15 protein-coding genes are annotated in these 14,125 nt (G+C 68.6%); 9 read left to right on the plus strand and 6 right to left on the minus strand.

The annotated features are described in order from the left end of the window. Nucleotides 1-36 precede the first annotated feature (36 nt). From PSC72_RS07255 to PSC72_RS07265, 3 genes are all read right to left on the minus strand, one after another. Complete coding sequence (locus tag PSC72_RS07255) at nt 37-513, minus strand: hypothetical protein (RefSeq protein ID WP_274325224.1); 477 nt, start codon at nt 511-513, stop codon at nt 37-39. A 126-nt stretch (nt 514-639) separates the two neighbouring features. Next, the gene (locus tag PSC72_RS07260; RefSeq protein WP_274325225.1) at nt 640-1,026 is read right to left on the minus strand and encodes a 30S ribosomal protein S6e; all 387 of its coding nucleotides are present in this window, start codon (nt 1,024-1,026) and stop codon (nt 640-642) included. 109 nt (nt 1,027-1,135) lie between these two features. After that, entirely contained in the window at nt 1,136-1,579 is a 444-nt protein-coding gene (locus PSC72_RS07265; protein WP_274325226.1) for a GNAT family N-acetyltransferase, read from the minus strand. Between the two features lie 105 nt (nt 1,580-1,684). On the opposite strand from PSC72_RS07265, the gene PSC72_RS07270 reads away from it, so the two are divergent. Further along, nucleotides 1,685-1,912, plus strand: a complete 228-nt coding sequence (locus PSC72_RS07270; RefSeq protein WP_274325227.1) for a hypothetical protein — start codon at nt 1,685-1,687, stop codon at nt 1,910-1,912. A gap of 10 nt (nt 1,913-1,922) precedes the next feature. Here PSC72_RS07270 and PSC72_RS07275 read toward each other — a convergent pair whose 3' ends face one another. Together PSC72_RS07275 and PSC72_RS07280 are read right to left on the minus strand one after the other, a co-directional pair. Further along, entirely contained in the window at nt 1,923-2,354 is a 432-nt protein-coding gene (locus PSC72_RS07275; protein WP_274325228.1) for a dCTP deaminase/dUTPase family protein, read from the minus strand. A 54-nt stretch (nt 2,355-2,408) separates the two neighbouring features. Next, entirely contained in the window at nt 2,409-3,506 is a 1,098-nt protein-coding gene (locus tag PSC72_RS07280; protein WP_274325229.1) for an aminopeptidase, read from the minus strand. 179 nt (nt 3,507-3,685) lie between these two features. On the opposite strand from PSC72_RS07280, the gene PSC72_RS07285 reads away from it, so the two are divergent. From PSC72_RS07285 to PSC72_RS07305, 5 genes are all read left to right on the plus strand, one after another. Continuing rightward, nucleotides 3,686-4,924: an ABC transporter substrate-binding protein gene (locus PSC72_RS07285; RefSeq protein WP_274325230.1), complete on the plus strand. Its 1,239-nt coding sequence runs from the start codon at nt 3,686-3,688 to the stop codon at nt 4,922-4,924. Further along, nucleotides 4,925-6,139, plus strand: coding sequence for an ABC transporter substrate-binding protein (locus tag PSC72_RS07290; protein ID WP_274325231.1), 1,215 nt, complete (start codon nt 4,925-4,927; stop codon nt 6,137-6,139). Beyond that, nucleotides 6,140-7,144 carry an FAD-dependent monooxygenase gene (locus tag PSC72_RS07295; RefSeq protein ID WP_274325232.1) on the plus strand — a complete coding sequence of 335 codons (1,005 nt, stop codon included), beginning with the start codon at nt 6,140-6,142 and terminating at the stop codon, nt 7,142-7,144. A gap of 78 nt (nt 7,145-7,222) precedes the next feature. Further along, entirely contained in the window at nt 7,223-8,386 is a 1,164-nt protein-coding gene (locus tag PSC72_RS07300) for a FecCD family ABC transporter permease (RefSeq protein WP_274325233.1), read from the plus strand. After that, on the plus strand, nt 8,383-9,330 hold the full coding sequence (locus tag PSC72_RS07305) for an ABC transporter ATP-binding protein (protein WP_274325234.1): 948 nt from the start codon (nt 8,383-8,385) through the stop codon (nt 9,328-9,330). The genes PSC72_RS07300 and PSC72_RS07305 overlap by 4 nt, the downstream gene beginning before the upstream one ends. A 153-nt stretch (nt 9,331-9,483) precedes the next feature. Here the strand turns inward: PSC72_RS07305 and PSC72_RS07310 are convergent, their stop codons facing one another. Then, nucleotides 9,484-10,944: a spondin domain-containing protein gene (locus PSC72_RS07310; RefSeq protein ID WP_274325235.1), complete on the minus strand. Its 1,461-nt coding sequence runs from the start codon at nt 10,942-10,944 to the stop codon at nt 9,484-9,486. 235 nt (nt 10,945-11,179) lie between these two features. On the opposite strand from PSC72_RS07310, the gene PSC72_RS07315 reads away from it, so the two are divergent. The 3 genes from PSC72_RS07315 to PSC72_RS07325 all read left to right on the plus strand — a co-directional run bounded on the left by PSC72_RS07315 (nt 11,180) and on the right by PSC72_RS07325 (nt 14,034). Continuing rightward, a complete protein-coding gene (locus tag PSC72_RS07315; protein WP_274325236.1) occupies nt 11,180-11,704 on the plus strand; it encodes a helix-turn-helix domain-containing protein in 525 nt (174 codons plus the stop codon). Between the two features lie 342 nt (nt 11,705-12,046). Next, nucleotides 12,047-12,937 carry a bifunctional 5,10-methylenetetrahydrofolate dehydrogenase/5,10-methenyltetrahydrofolate cyclohydrolase gene (locus PSC72_RS07320; RefSeq protein WP_274325237.1) on the plus strand — a complete coding sequence of 297 codons (891 nt, stop codon included), beginning with the start codon at nt 12,047-12,049 and terminating at the stop codon, nt 12,935-12,937. A 182-nt stretch (nt 12,938-13,119) separates the two neighbouring features. Beyond that, a complete protein-coding gene (locus PSC72_RS07325; RefSeq protein WP_274325238.1) occupies nt 13,120-14,034 on the plus strand; it encodes an NADP-dependent phosphogluconate dehydrogenase in 915 nt (304 codons plus the stop codon). Nucleotides 14,035-14,125: the final 91 nt, after the last annotated feature.

Below are 14,125 nucleotides of genomic sequence, written 5' to 3' on the forward strand. Positions count from 1 at the left end.
TGTCGGGGTCGGGGACCGAGAGGGATCCCGAGCGAGCTATCCGCTCGCGACGGCCCGATCCACCGTTCGGCGGACGCCGTACCCGACGACGTAGCCGACGACGCCGAAGGCGACCGCCAGTCGGAGGCCGCTGGTGACGCTGGCTTCGAGGCCGCCCCGTAGCTCCGCGCGGGCGGAGCCGTAGGCGAACGCGGCCATCCGCGGATAGCTGTACCGCGACGCCGGCCCCCAGGCGCCGGTGACGTACCCCACGAGCGGCGGGAACGTGTAACTCCAGAGCGAGACCGACCACGTCGCCGCGACGCCCGGCACGACCCCCGCGCGGAGCGCCCCGGCGACGGCCGCGACGGCGAACGACCCCGCGATCCAGAAGATGAACCCCTCGTGGAGTCCGAGCAGGAACGCGGCCGTTCCCGCTGCCAACAGCCCGGCGACCGTCACGATCAACCGCCGCCGCGATTGGGAGTCTCCGACCGCGAGCGCCCGGAACTGTCGATCGGCGATCGAGTCCATGGTCAGACCGACCGGCGGGACCGTGATAGTCGCTGGGGACGGGTCTCGCGGCGTTGGTCAACACGTATCACGCGGCGAACGGAAAAGGGACGGAGCGACGCCTTCGACCGGAGGGAGAGCGCGACCTTACTCCTCGTCGCCGAGCAGGTCCGCGGGGTCGTCGCCGCCGCGCTCGGCGATCCGGGCGTTGATCTGGCGGGTGGCCTCGCCGACCTCGCGGCCGCGGACGGTCACGCGCCTGCGCTCGCCGTCGCGGCTGGGGTCGTAGCCGGTGCCGCCTTCGAGCATGATCTGCTTGAGTTCCGTGCCGCGCACGTCGTCGCGCATCGGTCGGCCGGTCTCGTCGGAGCCGCCGGTGATCTCCAGCGTGTAGCCCGAGAGGCCGACGGCGCCGCCGTCGACTTCCTCGCCGATCTCTCGGCCGATGAATCGGTTCGCGTCCTGTCCGTCGATCTCGACCTGGTACGTGTGGCCGTCCTCCGGGTCGGAGACGGCGACGGTGAAATCTGCCATATAAGTCCGCAATCAGCGCGCGTTCAAAAGCCCGTCGGAACGCCTCGTCCGATCCCGGCCTCCCCCGGCGTGTACGAACTCCCCTCGCAGGCAATCCACCCCTCGGACGCTATGTCAGGTCCAGCGTGAACCCCGTCTTCGCGTCCCGGTCGAACCCGCAGCCTTCGTAGAACTCGTGTTTCCATCCAGCCTCCGACCCCGTCAGGAGCATCACCTTGTAGCAGTCCCGCGCCCGCGCCCGGTCGACGGCGGCCTCGACGCACTGCGTGCCGAAGCCCTCGCCCCGGTAGTCCTCGTGGGTCACGACGTTCTCGACTAGCGCGAACGGCCGGGCGCCTCGCGTCAGGTTCTTCGTCACCGAGAGCACGCAGGTCGCGACGAGGCGACCGTCGTGTTCGACCACGACGATATCGAGGTCGTCGTCCGCCATCATCTCCTGCCAGAGCCCCTCCACGTCCCCCGGAGCGAGCGCCGGGTCGTCCGGATTGAGCATCCGATACAGGTCGAGCAGGTCGTCGAGTTCGTCCGCCCCGATGAGTCTGGCCGTCGCCATCGCCGTTCGACTCGGCCTGCGGGGGCGTCGACAATGAATGCTCGTGGTCCGCGACGGCCCGCGATAGTCGGAAATTTCTTGCCACGGACGACCGACGGACCGCCCATGTCTGGATGGTCCCCGCCCTCGCTCCATCGAATGGTACTCGTCGGCCTCGTGCCAGCCTACGCGGTCGTGGTGGCGTACGCCCTGTTCGTCCACGGAACACTGCTGCTCGGACTGCTTCCGGGGCTGATCGTCGCGTGCGCGTACTTCCTGTGGCGACTCCTCGTGGCGCTCGAAGCCATCGCCGACGGAGTCCACCGTCTCGCGGATCGGCAGGAGCGGGACTGAGAGTCCGTTGCTACGCCCGCTCGACGTCGACGACGGTCGAGACCCGAGCGTTCTCCTTCAGCCGGATCCCGGCGCCGCCGACCGACAGCGGGACCCGATCGAGTTCGCTGGTCCGGATCGTCGGGTGGAACGCGCCCCGCGTTCGCACGGCGTCGCGGGTCTGGACCGTTGCGGTCAGATCGCCCGGGAGCGCCAGCGACTCGTTGTACTCGATCAGGTACTGCCCCTCGTCGAGGTGCCACCACTGGTAGTCGTCGCCCTCGTTCCGGTACTGCCGGTCGTGCGGCGCGAGATCCGCGGCCTCCAGTTCGCCCCCGCCGAAGTCGACGCGGCCCGGCGCTGTGACCTCGTAGACCTCCGCGACCGTCAGATCCAGCCCTCGCCCCTCGGTCTGGGTCAGTTCGTGGACGATGCCGTCGACGAACGCCGTCAGGTCTGTCATATTCGGTCGTGACGCTCGCTCGCGTCAAAAGAGTGGGGCAGACCGGCGTCGGCGCTACGCCTCGAAACCGTCTTCCCAGCGGAAGACGCCGTCCCGCTGGATCACCTCGCCGTCGACTTCCAGCCGGGACTCGCCTGTCATGTCGGTGATGAGGTCGACGTGGACCGCCGAGTCGTTGCCGCCCTCGCCCTCGGGCAGGTTCGCGTCGTAGGCGCGCCCGAGCGCGAGGTGGACGGTCCCGGCCATCTTCTCGTCGAAGAGGATCCGTCCGGTCGGGCGATCGATGCCCCGGTTCATGCCGATTCCGAGTTCGCCCAGGCGCTTCGAGCCCTCGTCGGTCTGGATCACCTCGTCGACGACCGCCTCGCCCTGGCCGGCCTCCCAGTCGACGACGACGCCGTCTTCGAACGTGAGCCTCACGTCGCGCACGTCGCGGCCGCGGATCGTCATGGGCACGTCGAAGGTGATGACGCCGTCCGTGCCGTACGGTGCGGTGAACACCTCGCCAGAAGGCAGGTTGTGCGAGTCGTAGGCGACGCTCGCCGCCGAGTTGACGGCCGTCCGCCCGTCGATGGACATGGTGAGGTCGGTCCCCTCGTTGACGATGCGGACTTCCTCGCCGTCGTCGAGAATCTCCTTGAGCTGTCCCATCTCTTCGGCGAGGGACTCCCAGTCGCGGAGCGTGGCGTCGTAGACGAAGTCCGCGTACTCCTCGTAGGCCATCCCGGCCTGCTGGGCGAGTGCGCGCGTGGGATGGACGGTCTTCACCCAGTCGGTCGCGAGGCGAGCCTCGCTGATGTCCTGTCGAGCGCGGTCGTAGCGCTGAGTCCGCTCACCGGGTACGTCGGCGGTCGCCGCGGTGTTGCGCCCGCCGACCAGCGAGAGCACGCTGTCCGCGTTTTCGTATAGCGATAATTCGTGTATCGAGTCCTCGTCGAACTCGCCGTCGTGTGCGCGGAGATACGCGCGCTGGACCTCCTCGGAGCTGTAGACGGTCGTCTGGTTCGCGCCGCGCTCTCCGAGCGCCTCGGCGACGGCGACGGCGAGGTCGTGCGCGCCCTCGTCGACGGTCACGACCACGTCGTCGCCCTCCTCGATGCGCGCGCTCCAGTCGACCAGCGTCTCGGCGTGCTCGCGTACGCGTTCGTCCATGGCCGGAAATCGGCCGCCACGGCCAAAACGGTGGCGTGGTCGCCCTACGCGTTTCCGCCCTCGACGGTTCGAGGTGACCCGGATCCTCCCGTTCTTTCACGATATATGCCCGCTTCGCACCGCTTTAGGATCGCCTAAATTCCGCAACGCCTTTATAGAATTAGGGGTGCCTAAAAGACATGGACGACGAGACTTCCGGGCGGTCACGACGACAGTTCGTAAAGATCGCGGCGGCCCTCGGTGCGACCGGGGCGATCGCCGGCTGTTCGGACGACTCCGGGTCGACGGGCACGCCGGCCGACGACGGTGGCGACACCACCGCTACACCGACCGACACGCCCACGGCCGAATCGACGGCGACGCCGACGGAGACGCCGGAACAGACGACCGAGGCGCCGACGAGCACGCAGTCCGGCGTCGAGACGCCGTATTCGGTCTCGATCGAACCGATGGGCAGTGTCGAGTTCGAGTCGGTGCCCGAGACGTGGGTCGCGAACAACGGCTCGTGGGCCGACATGGGTATCGCGCTCGGGCAGGAACCGCCGAAGGGCGTCTGGCTGACGAGTCGCTATCACACCCAGTACTACGACGAGATCCCGGGCGTCAGCGTCGACAAGAGCGACATGGTCTCGCTCTCCGATGGCGGGGCCGTGGGCAAGGAGCAGTTCTTCGAATTCGACGCCGACGTGCACGTCATCGACCCGAACTTCCTGATGAACCGCTTCAAGGGTTGGGAGCAGGCCGACATCGACGAGGTCCGGGAGCAGGTCGGTCCGTTCTTCGGCAACAGCATCTTCTCGACCGGCTACCCGTGGCACCAGGACTACCGCTACTACTCGATGATGGAGGCCTTCGAGAAGCTCTCGCAGGTCTTCCAGCAACAGGAGCGCTACGAGGCCTTCGAGGCCGTCCACGAGGAGTTCCAGACCAACCTCGCCCCGGTCGTCCCCGGCCGGAGCGAGCGGCCGTCGGTCGCGGTCGTCTGGGGCAGCGGCGACCAGCCGAAGCAGTTCTACCCGTACACCATCGGCTCGGGGACGAGCTTCAAGCACCTCCGGGACCTGAAAGTCAAGGACGCGCTGGCGGACTCCGACGTGAAGGACTTCCACAGCGAGCGCGCGGCGATCGACTTCGAGACGCTGCTGGAAGTCGACCCGCCGGTCATCCTGCTCCGCGGGCAGGAGGCGAAGTCCCGCTCGGAGTTCCAGAACACCACCGTCTCGTTCCTCGAAGACCACCAGACGGCGAGCGCGCTGACCGCCGTCCAGAACGGCGACGTCTACCGCGCCGGCAGCCTCTATCAGGGCCCGATCACGAACCTCGTGCTCACCGAACGGCTCGCTGGCGAACTGTACGGCGCCGATACCGAACTGTTCGACCGCGAGCGGGTCGGACAGATCGTGAACGGGGACCTATAGATGAGCGACGGCGGACCGACCAGGCGCGAGTGGCTCCGGTACGGGAGCGCGCTCGTCGGCGGCGGCCTGCTGGCGGGGTGTTCCGAGGGCGAGTCGACGGACACGCCGGCCGACGGCGGCGCCGACCAGACCGCCACTCCGACCGACACGCCCACGGCCGAACCGACGGCGACACCGACTGACACGCCGGAGCGGACGGCGACCGCCGACTCCGCGGCCGAGACGCCCTACTCCGTCTCCATCGAGCCAGTCGGCAGCGTCGAGTTCGAGTCGGTGCCCGAGACGTGGGTCGCGAACAACGGCTCGTGGGCCGACATGGGTATCGCACTCGGGCTGGAGCCGCCGAAGGGCGTCTGGCTGACGAATCGCTACCACACCCAGTACTACGACGAGATCCCGGGCGTCAGCGTCGACAAGAGCGACATGGTCTCGCTCTACCAGGACGGCGTCAGCAAGGAGCTGTTCTTCGAACTCGACGCCGACGTGCACGTCTTCGACCCGAACTTCCTGATGAACCGCTTCAAGGGCTGGGAGGAGTCGGACGTGGCCGAGATCCGCGAGGAGGTCGCGCCCATCTTCGGTAACTGCATCTACGCCCAGCACTACCCCTGGCACTCCGACTACCGCTACTACACCCTGATGGAGGGCTTCGAGAAGCTGGCGCAGGTGTTCAAGCGGACCGACCGGTACGAGGCCTTCGAGGCCGTCCACGACGAGTTCCAGTCCAACCTCGCCCCGGTCGTCCCGAACCAGGGCGAGCGGCCGGCGGTGGCGGTCCTCTGGGGCGTCGGGAACGAACCCGAGCAGTACTACCCCTACGTCGTCGGCGAGGGGTCCGGCTTCAAACACCTGCGGGACCTCAAGGTGCGCGACGCCCTCGCCAGCACGGACATCAAGGACTTCCACGGTTCGCGCGCGGCCATCGATCTGGAGACGCTGCTGGAAGTCGACCCCGAGGTCCTCATGCTGCGGGGCTACGAGGCGATGGACGCGGGGAAATTCCAGGACACGGTCGTCTCGTTCCTCGAAGACCACCAGACGGCGAGCGCGCTGACCGCCGTCCAGAACGGCGACGTCTACCGCGCCGGCGGCCTCTACCAGGGGCCGATCACGAACATGGTCCTGACCGAGCGGACCGCGAATCAGCTCTACGGCGCCGACGCGGAGCTGTTCGACCGCGAGCGCGTCGCCGAGATCGTCGCGGGGGACCTGTAGATGAGCGACGCCGGCGACGCGAACGCGGAGTGGAGCGACGAGTCGGGAGGCGACACCGGTCCGGACCGCTGCGACGTCGTCGTCGTCGGGTGCGGGCCGGCCGGTGCGGCCGCCGGCGTCTTCCTCGCCCGGTACGGGCTCGACGCCGTCGTCTTCGACCGGGGGTCCGCCTCGCTCGACCGCTGTGCGTTCCTGGGGAACTATCCCGGGTTTCCGGCCGGCATCGACGTCGAGACCTTCCAGGAGCTGCTCCGCGACCACGCGCGCGAGGCGGGCTGTACGTACGTCGCCGACCTCGTCGAGTCGGTCCGGCGGGGTGACGACGCCGACACCGACGGCACGGCAGTCGCCGACTCGACCGACGCGTCGACCGGCGACGATGCCCGCTTCGTCGTCGAGACGCAGGACGGTCGCCGAGTCGTCGCCGACCGCGTCGTCGCGGCGACCCGGTACGACGGCGAGTACCTCCGCCCGCTCGGGGGCGACGAGATGTTCGAGACCCACGAGCACGGCGGCGAGGAACACGAGCACTTCGACCGCGACTACCCGGACGAGGACGGCCGGACGGAGATCGAGGGGCTCTACGTCGCCTCGCCCTCCGGTCAGCGGGACGTGCAGGCCGTCGTCGCCGCCGGGCGCGGCGCCCACGTCGCCCGGACGCTGCTGGAAGACCGCCGGACCGACCGCGGCTATCCCCGCGAACTCGCCCGCCACTACGACTGGGTCCGACCCGACAGCGAGTTCGAGGGCGAGTGGGGCGACCGCGAGCGCTGGGAGGCGTGGTTCGACGAGCGCGTCCCCGACGACCACGACGCGAGCGAGGAGCGACTCGCCGAACTGCGCGAGGAGTACGTCGACCGCGCGTTCGACACCCACCGGAGCCCCGAGGAGGTCGCCGACCTGACCGAGCGCGCGCACCGCCGCCTGCTCGCCCACCTCGACGACGACCTCGTCCTCGAACGCGCCGCCGAGATCGAGGCCGAACGCGCCGGATCCGACGGATAGCGCCCGCGGCCTCGATCCGACAGCCGTTCTCGAACCGGAATTACTAAGTCGGTGTTTAGGTAAACCTAAAACAATCAGATGGCCGAGGACGTCGCGTCGAGCACGGGGAGGGCCACGGGCGAGAGCGCCCGCCTCGCCTGGGTCGACAGAAAGCTGGTGTCGCTGTGTCTCGCGAGCCTGGCTATCACCGTCGTCGCCGGGCTCGTGCAGGTGAGCTTCGGGTCGTACTCGATGTCGGTCACCCAGGCGTGGCAGTCGGTGCTCGACCCGGCGGTGCTACTGAACCCGCACTGGCTGCTCAACTTCCTGCTCGGCGAGGGGCTCATGCGGACGGTCACCGGCTTCGAGGGCGCGCTTCCGGAGCTGCCGACGACGACGCTCATCGTCTGGAACATCCGCCTGCCGCGGGTGTTCGTCGCGATGATCGTCGGGATGAACCTCGCCGTCTCCGGCGCCATCTTCCAGGCGGTCACCCGGAACGAACTCGCGAGTCCGTTCATCCTCGGCGTCTCCTCGGGCGCGGGCCTGCTCATCCTCCTGACGCTCGTCGTCTTCCCGGCGATGGCGGCCGTGCTCCCGCTCATCGCCGCCATGGGCGGGATGGGTGCGTTCGTGCTCGTCTACGCCATCGCCTGGAAGGGCGGCACTTCGCCCGTGCGGCTCGTCCTCGCGGGCGTCATCGTCGGCACCGTCTTCCAGAGCATGCAGACCGGCCTGTTCTTCTTCGCCGACAACATCGGCGTCGTCCAGTCGGCCATCGCGTGGACGACGGGGTCGCTGACGGGGACCGACTGGGAGCAGGTCCGCACCGCGCTCCCGTGGACGATCGTCGCGATGTTCCTCGCGCTCGTCGGCGCCCGCCAGCTGAACGTCCTCCTGCTCGGCGAGCGGACCGCGTCGTCGCTCGGGATGAACGTCGAGCGGATGCGCTTCGCCCTCTCGGTGGTGGGCGTGCTGGCCGCGGCCGCGAGCATCGCCGTCGCCGGCATCGTCGGCTTCGTCGGCCTCATCGTCCCACACGTCGTCCGCAACGTGGTCGGCAGCGACTACAAGCGACTCGTCGTCGGCTGCCTGTTCGCGGGCCCGGCGCTGTTGGTCGCCGCCGACGTGGGCGCGCGGCTCGCGATCCCCGTCGTCATGGGCGGGAGCGGGCAGATGCCCGTCGGCATCGTCACGGGCCTGATCGGCGGCCCGTACTTCCTCTACCTGATGCGCAAACAGGAGCAACTCGGAGAGATATGAGCAAGAGCGACCCCACCCCGACCCCGATCGAGCACCGCCGCGACGAAGACGTCCACAGCGAGTGCGACGAGGCGCCGGAGGCCCAGACCGACCTCACCAGTCCCGCCGTGGCCGCCTCCGACGGCGGCGACGGAACGCCGTTCTCCGCCGAGGATCTGGTCGTCGGCTACCCCACCTCGGAGGAGCCCGTCGTCGACGGCGAGTCGCTCGTCGCGCCGCCCGGGAAGGTGACCGCCCTCGTCGGCCCGAACGGCAGCGGCAAGAGCACCCTCCTGAAGGCGATGGCGAGCCAGCTCGCGGCCGACGCCGGCTCGGTCCTCCTCGACGGCGACGAGGTCGAGTCCATGGACTCGAAGGACCTCGCGCGACGGCTCGGCCTGCTCTCCCAGGAGAACGTCGCCCCCGAGAGCATCACCGTCGAGAAGCTCGTCTCTCACGGCCGGTACCCGCACCGGGGCTTTTTCGACGGGCTCACAGACGAGGACCGCGCGGCCATCGACCGCGCCATCGACCTCGCGGGCGTCGACCACATCCGCGACCGCGACGTCGGCAGTCTCAGCGGCGGGCAGAAACAGCTCGTCTGGATCGCCATGGTCCTCGCCCAGGAGACCGACGTGCTCCTGCTCGACGAGCCGACGACGTTCCTCGACATGCACCACCAGCTCGAAGTGATGGAGATCGTCGAACGGCTGCGCGACGAGAGCGAGAAGACCGTCGTCGTCGTCCTCCACGACCTCCAGCAGGCCGCGCGCCTCGCCGACCACGTGGTCGCGCTCAAGGACGGCGCCGTCCACGGTCGGGGCCAGCCCGAAGAGGTGATCACCGAGGAGATGCTCGCCGACGTGTTCGGCATCGAAGCGACGGTCACCCAGACCGATCTGGGCCCGCAGATCACGCCGCTGCGACCGCTCCACGACGACGCCGGCGCCGACGTCCACCTCTGAACTCGGTTTCTTCGCCCCGGCGACTGTTCCTGGCCGATCTGTACGTTTATTCGGTGTCTCTACCGGTTCGACGGCGGCTGGCGCTGTCGCCGACGTCCCGACAGAATGGCCCGAACGGCCCGTTCGGGCCGTCACAGAGTGCTGACAGTCGGGTTACTGCGGCTCGATCGTCACGGAGATGACGTCGGAGACGGCCGGGTACTCGAACTCGTCGTCGACCTCTTCGATCGGGCGGATCGGTCGGTCCTCGTCCGGCCCGACGTCGATGGCCGTCAGCGGCTGGTTGGGTTTGATGTCTTCGCCGGTCCCGGGCGGCTGGTTCTCCTCGGTGCCGGCGTCGTAGATCTTGAGCTTGTCCGTCACCTCGCCGCTGATGGGCGAGCCGTCCGAGTAGAGGCTGATGGCGTCCCCGTCCTGACAGGGCCCGATGAAGAGGTCGTTCGAGGGGACGAACATCGTCGCGAACGAGAGCGCCTCGTCTTTCGTCGCGTTGACGTAGAAGGTCGTCGACTCGCCCGGGCCGATCGCCGGGAGACCGCCCTGGAGCGAGGCGAAGTGCCCGCTCGCGGTCACGTTCTCCGCGCCCGCGAGCTCGGTCACCACCGACGTCTCCATCTCGTTGACGAGCGGGATGGGGAACCCGTCTTCGGCGATCCGCTCCAGCGCGTCGGAGGCCGACTCCCCGGGCACGTAGATCGGGTTCTCGCCGGTGTGTACCGCGTACGCGCCCGGCGACAGCGGGACCGGCTGGGCGCCCTTGGTCGTGTTCAGCGTATCGGAATCGGAGACGTTCTCGATGGTCACCGCGAACAGTTGCTGGTCGTCGCCCAGGCCGACGATGAACTGGCTCGCGCGAGCGACCACGGAGTCCATCGGCGCCGGGCTGTTGAACGCCTGCGGCACCGGGTTCTCGCCGTTGAGGTCCCGGAGATAGGCCGCGTGGTTCGCCTCGACGCTGTGGATGCTCAGCGCCGTGGGGATCAGCAACTGCGTGTCGATGAACGGCGCGGCGCCCGCGTAGGCGTCGACCCCCAGCGGCTCGAACACCGCGGCCAGGCTGATGAACTCGTCGAAGGTCTCGTACGGGAACTCGAACTCGAGATCCGAGACCGGTTCGGCGCCCAGCGCTTCGAGGACAGCCGTGAGGACGTTGACGTGGGCTTCCTCGTGGTTCCGGATGTCGGTGAGTCGGTCGCGGATCGACGCCGCGGCGTCGTCTCCGGCCACGCGGGTGGCCGCCTCCGAGTTCGCGATCTGCTCGTCGTCGAACGTCTCGAGACCGCCTCTGTAGAACTCGTACTCGAGTTGCTCGAGGGTCAGGGCGAAGTTGAGGACGTCGACGTCCGTGATCCCCTCGTCGTCGTCCGTCCCGTTCTTGCCCTCGTTCCCCTTTTTACCGCCGTTGCCGTGGTCCTCCCCGTCCTCTTCGTCCTGGTCGCCGGCCGCTGCGGTCCCGCCACCCGCGGAGAGCGCCAGCGCGCCTGCACCCGCAGTCGCGGAGTTACGCAACAGGGAGCGCCGCGTCAGTTTCGTTCCGACACGCCTGAAGAACGTGGCCGGTGATTCGTCGGTGTCAGTGTGCTCGCTCGGATCGGCCTGGTCGTTTGCTGTCATCGTATTGTCCATCTGTCTGCGAGGATGGACGGGACTTAGGGCGCGAGTATCGTTTGTGGGATATCAGTGCATTTCCGAACCGGTCGTGTTCGGAGTGCACACAGGCGCTCGGCGGAGAACCGTCTCTCCAGAACGAACCCGTCAGTCCCGAACGCCATCGGTAGGGACGGCTTTTCCCGCTCGGCGTCTCGGTAGGGAGCGATGACTTTTGCTCGTGGTATCCCTGCCCTGTGACGTGACCGCCAGTACGAGTGATCCGCGGCTCACCGGGTACGTCTGTCGGGACTGTGATACCGTCGCGCTGGCCGAGACGCCCCCCGAGTGCTGCGAGGAGGAAATGCGGGCGGTCGAGACCGACGCCATCAACGACCCGGACCTCTCGGTCCTGTTGCACCACGTCTACGGCCTCTCCGGGAGCAGCGTGGACATCTGCGTCTCGCTCCTGGAGCGAGGCGAAGCGACCGCGACGGACATCGCCTCGGACGTCGGCGTCAACCGGAGTACCGTCTCCCGCCAACTCGCCCAGTTGCGGGAACTCGGCGTCGTCGAGTGCCGTGAGGAACCGGTCGCTGGCGGCGGTCGAGTCAAGCGGTACTCGTCGGTCTCGCTCGACGAACTCCGCCAGCGCCACCGCGAGGGGCTGCTCGTGTGGGCGAGTGACGCGATGGCGGTCGTCGACCGACTATACGGGGAGAAACCGACCGCCGCCGCCCGAAGCGAGTCGGTTTCTTCGTCCGAGCAGACCGCTTCTGACGAGTAGTTACCGGGAGGCTGTCCCGCAGATGTCTTCGATCAAGTCACTCCGAACGCCCGAAAGTCGCGGATATCGCCCCGCTCGCGCTGATTCTCGCCGCTCTCCGGCGTGGTGTCGCTGACGCCGATGTCTGACGCTGTCAAGGCCATGCCGATATATCGAACCGGGTGACCGCGCCCACAGATCGATCGCTGGAACGGGGTCCGGTCGTCCCTGGGGACGCGGAGCCGGTCGCATCCGGCCGGTGGCCAGCGGCGCTGCGCGACACGGTCCTGACTCTCGACACTGTGTCGACGTCGCCATCGCCACAACGGAGTACTTACCGCCCGACAACTGTCGCGTTCGAGCATGGCGACGACCCTCGACGGCGAGGCGCTGGCGGCTCGACTCCGGGAGGATCTACAAGAGTCCGTCGAACTGCTCGCGGACGCGGGCGTTCGGCCCGGACTGGCGACCATCCACATGGGCGACGACCCCGCCGCCGAGTCCTACGTCGCGATGAAACGGCGCGACTGCGACGAGCTCGGCATCGACGGGACGCACGTCGACCTCGATCCCGACGCGCCCGCCTCGACCCTCCACGACGTCCTCGCGGATCTCAACGCCGACCCGACCGTCCACGGGATCCTGGTCCAGGACGACGTACCCGACTACGTCGACTGGCAGGCGGCCGTCCGCCGCATCGATCCCGAGAAGGACATCGACGGGCTCCACCCCGAGAACGTCGGCCGGCTCGTCGCGGGCGAGCCCCGGTTCGTCCCCTGCACGCCGCTGGGGATCCAGCGGCTCCTCGCCGAGTACGAGATCGGCCTCGTGGGCGCGGACGTGGTCGTGGTGAACCGGTCGATGATCGTCGGCAAACCGCTGGCGGCGCTGGCGACCCAGCGGGGCGACGGCGGAGACGCGACGGTGACGGTCTGTCACTCCCGGACGGCGGACCTCGCGGCGAAGACGCGGGCCGCCGACGTCCTCGTCGTCGCGGTGGACAGCCCGCGATTCCTCGACGGTTCGATGGTCAGCGAGGGAACGACGGTGATCGACGTCGGGATCGGTCGCGTCCCGGCCGATACGGATAAGGGATACGAACTCGTCGGCGACGTGGACGCCGAGAGCGTGGAACCGAAAGCCGACTACTTCGCTCCCGTTCCCGGCGGCGTCGGCCCGATGACCCGGGTGATGCTCCACAACAACACCGTCGAAGCGGCCCGGCTGCAGACCGACGCCGCCATCGGCGAGTGATCGGACCCGTAAACGACGACGCGCTATACGAAACGCTCCGTCGCGAGTGATACTCTCCCCATCGAATCACCCGCCGTTCGGTCGATATTGCCGCCGTGCGAGACTGAAACGGCCGTCAGACGGGACCGAAGCACCCGCCGCGAACCACAACCCCTACTTGCGCGCCCGGAGAGTCGGGGAGTATGCAACTGGGCGTCATCGGACTCGGACGGATGGGGCAGATAGTCGTCGACCGCTCGCTGGAGGCGGGCCACGACGTGGTGGCTTTCGACCTCGACGAGGAAGCGGTCGCGACGGCGGCCGACGCGGGCGCGACGCCGGCCGAGTCGGTCGTCGACCTCGCCGAACGCCTCGGCGACGATAAGCGGATCTGGCTGATGGTCCCCGCTGGGGAGCCCGTCGACGCCGCGCTCGACGACCTCGATCCTCACCTCGACGGCGACGACGTCGTCGTCGACGGCGGCAACTCCTACTTCGAGGACTCGGTCCGCCGCGCCGAGTCGACCGACGCCGCGTACCTCGACTGCGGGACCTCCGGCGGGCCCGCCAGCGCCGAGGAGGGCTTCTCGCTGATGGTCGGCGGCCCGGAGTGGGCCTACGAGGAACTCGTGCCGGTGTTCGACGCCGTCGCGACGGGCCCGGACGGCCACGACCGCATGGGGTCCGCGGGCTCGGGCCACTACGTCAAGATGGTCCACAACGGCGTCGAGTACGCGCTCATGCAGACCTACGGCGAGGGGTTCGAACTGCTCGCCAACGGCCGGTACGACCTCGACCTGGAGTCGGTCGCGCGCACGTGGAACAACGGCGCGGTCATCCGCTCGTGGCTGCTCGAACTCTGCGAGGAGGCGTTCCGCGAGGAGGGCAACCACCTCGGGACGGTCGCCGACCGCGTCGAGGGCGGGTCGACCGGCACCTGGACGGTCCAGGAGGCGCTCGAACAGGAGGTGCCGGTGCCGCTCATCTACCAGGCGCTGGCCGAGCGCTTCGACTCGCGCTCGTCGGGCGGCGAGGGCCCGGGCCGGTTCTCGCGGCGGCTCGCCAACCGTCTGCGCTACGGGTTCGGTCGGCACGACGTGCCGCGGCGCGAGGAGTGAGTTCTCGGGAACTGAACACGTTCGGGGCCGCTGCCCGGTCGCTGTCCCGGAATGAAGCGTCACCTAATTATACGGGCGTTCCGAAGCCAGA

Origin of the sequence: Halosimplex aquaticum (genome assembly GCF_028747785.1) — an archaeon.
Lineage (GTDB): Archaea > Halobacteriota > Halobacteria > Halobacteriales > Haloarculaceae > Halosimplex > Halosimplex aquaticum.

Coding starts and splice junctions, on each gene's coding strand:
- PSC72_RS07255 (WP_274325224.1), bottom strand. CDS start 513: ATGGACTCGATCGCCGATCGACAGTTCCGGGCGCTCGCGGTCGGAGAC.
- PSC72_RS07260 (WP_274325225.1), bottom strand. CDS start 1,026: ATGGCAGATTTCACCGTCGCCGTCTCCGACCCGGAGGACGGCCACACG.
- PSC72_RS07265 (WP_274325226.1), bottom strand. CDS start 1,579: ATGGCGACGGCCAGACTCATCGGGGCGGACGAACTCGACGACCTGCTC.
- PSC72_RS07270 (WP_274325227.1), top strand. CDS start 1,685: ATGTCTGGATGGTCCCCGCCCTCGCTCCATCGAATGGTACTCGTCGGC.
- PSC72_RS07275 (WP_274325228.1), bottom strand. CDS start 2,354: ATGACAGACCTGACGGCGTTCGTCGACGGCATCGTCCACGAACTGACC.
- PSC72_RS07280 (WP_274325229.1), bottom strand. CDS start 3,506: ATGGACGAACGCGTACGCGAGCACGCCGAGACGCTGGTCGACTGGAGC.
- PSC72_RS07285 (WP_274325230.1), top strand. CDS start 3,686: ATGGACGACGAGACTTCCGGGCGGTCACGACGACAGTTCGTAAAGATC.
- PSC72_RS07290 (WP_274325231.1), top strand. CDS start 4,925: ATGAGCGACGGCGGACCGACCAGGCGCGAGTGGCTCCGGTACGGGAGC.
- PSC72_RS07295 (WP_274325232.1), top strand. CDS start 6,140: ATGAGCGACGCCGGCGACGCGAACGCGGAGTGGAGCGACGAGTCGGGA.
- PSC72_RS07300 (WP_274325233.1), top strand. CDS start 7,223: ATGGCCGAGGACGTCGCGTCGAGCACGGGGAGGGCCACGGGCGAGAGC.
- PSC72_RS07305 (WP_274325234.1), top strand. CDS start 8,383: ATGAGCAAGAGCGACCCCACCCCGACCCCGATCGAGCACCGCCGCGAC.
- PSC72_RS07310 (WP_274325235.1), bottom strand. CDS start 10,944: ATGACAGCAAACGACCAGGCCGATCCGAGCGAGCACACTGACACCGAC.
- PSC72_RS07320 (WP_274325237.1), top strand. CDS start 12,047: ATGGCGACGACCCTCGACGGCGAGGCGCTGGCGGCTCGACTCCGGGAG.
- PSC72_RS07325 (WP_274325238.1), top strand. CDS start 13,120: ATGCAACTGGGCGTCATCGGACTCGGACGGATGGGGCAGATAGTCGTC.